This is a genomic window from Pseudomonas sp. GD03875 (assembly GCF_029840585.1).
In the GTDB taxonomy this organism is placed as follows: domain Bacteria; phylum Pseudomonadota; class Gammaproteobacteria; order Pseudomonadales; family Pseudomonadaceae; genus Aquipseudomonas; species Aquipseudomonas paralcaligenes.
Genome location: NZ_JAOCCV010000077.1, coordinates 1 through 1468, shown reverse-complemented (window position 1 = coordinate 1468; position 1468 = coordinate 1). Strand labels below are relative to the sequence as shown.

General features: G+C 70.5%; 1 protein-coding gene. It reads right to left on the bottom strand.

Annotated elements, in window-relative coordinates; translation table 11 throughout:
- Nucleotides 1-4 precede the first annotated feature (4 nt).
- On the bottom strand, nt 5-1468 hold a 1464-nt coding region (locus N5D30_RS26030; RefSeq protein WP_279911337.1), incomplete at its 5' end, for an Ig-like domain-containing protein.

Sequence of the window (1468 nt, the reverse complement as noted above, 5' to 3'; positions counted from 1 at the left end):
TGTGTCAGGCCTTGGGCCCTTCGGCGTGGATCTGGCCCAGCGCCAGGGCCAGCTCGTGCAGCTGGCGGCGCTCGCCTTCGTGCAGGTCGTGCAACTGCTGGCTCAGCGGCGGCGCGCCGAAGATCGCGCCCTCGGCGCCGTCGCTCCACTGCTTGCCGTCGAAGATCTTGAGTTGTTCGGTCTCCTGCAGGACGTCCTTGCCGAAGATGCTGGACAGGCTGCTGGAGCCGAACACGCCGGCATCGCCGCCGCCGAAGCCGAGGAAGCCCATGCCCGAGCCATCGCCGCCCGCATCCGAATGGCTGCTGGCGAACACCTGGGCGATGAAGCTGGGGGCGAGGGCGCCGCGGTTGATGAAGATATTGCCCAGCGGCGGCAGACCACCCCCCAGGGTTCGCACCTCGAACAGCGGCGGCGGCAGCAGGGGCGAGGTGAAGGAGGGCGCCGTCCCGCCGGGCACCGCGACCTGGGGCAGCGGCGTGGACAGGTCCGGGTTGGAGACCGGCGGATCGACGCGGAACTCGGGATCGCCCTCGGGCTGTGGACGGGGTTCCGGTTCGGGCTCGGGCTCGGGCTCGGGCTCGGGCTCGGGTTCTGGCTCTGGTTCCGGTTCGGGCTCCGGTTCCGGCTGGATCTGCCGGATCTCGTAGCCGCTGCTGACCACGCTGCCGCCGAGGCGGTTGCCGGCGGCATCGGCGATGCCGCTGCCCGGAGCGTTCAGCGCCAGCTGCAGCGAGCCGCTGCCGGACACGCCGGTGACCACCACCTGGTAGGTGCGGGCATCCAGCTGCACCACGGACTGCAGGGTGCCCTGCACCGTGCCGCCGGTGAGCAGGCTGAAGTCGCCGGCATCCACGCCGGTGACGTTCTCGTTGAAGGTCACCCGGAATTCCAGGGTATTGGCCGAGGTCGGCGAGGTGCCGGTCAGGGCGATGGCGGCGGTCGGGTCCTGGGCGTCGACCCGAACCCCGGCGGTGCTGCCGATACCGGCGAGGGCGGTGGCCACATCGTTGCCCGAGCTGCCCTTGAGGGTGGCGCCGTTGAGCTGGATGCTGTTGCCCAGGTCGATACCGTTGCCGTCGAACTGGCCCGAGGCGACGGTGAGGCGGAAGGTCAGGGCGCTGCTGCCGGAGCCGGCAACGTAGTTGGCGTAGACGATGCCGCCGGTATCCAGGGTGACGGCGATGCGCGGCGTGCCGCCGCTGCTGTCGACGACCACGCTCTCGCTGAAGTTGACGGTGAAATCGAGGTTCTGCCCGGCGACATAGGTGCCGTTGGCCGGCACCGATACCGAACTGACGGCCGGCAGGGCACGGTCGATGGCATAGGTCGGGCCGGTCAGGCCGCCGCCGAGGGCGTTGCCGGCAGTGTCGGCGATGCCGGTGCCGCCGTTCCTGAGGTTGAGGCCGAGGGTGCCGCTGCCGGTGATGCCGTTGACCACCACCACGTAGGTCTGGCCGTTCAGGGC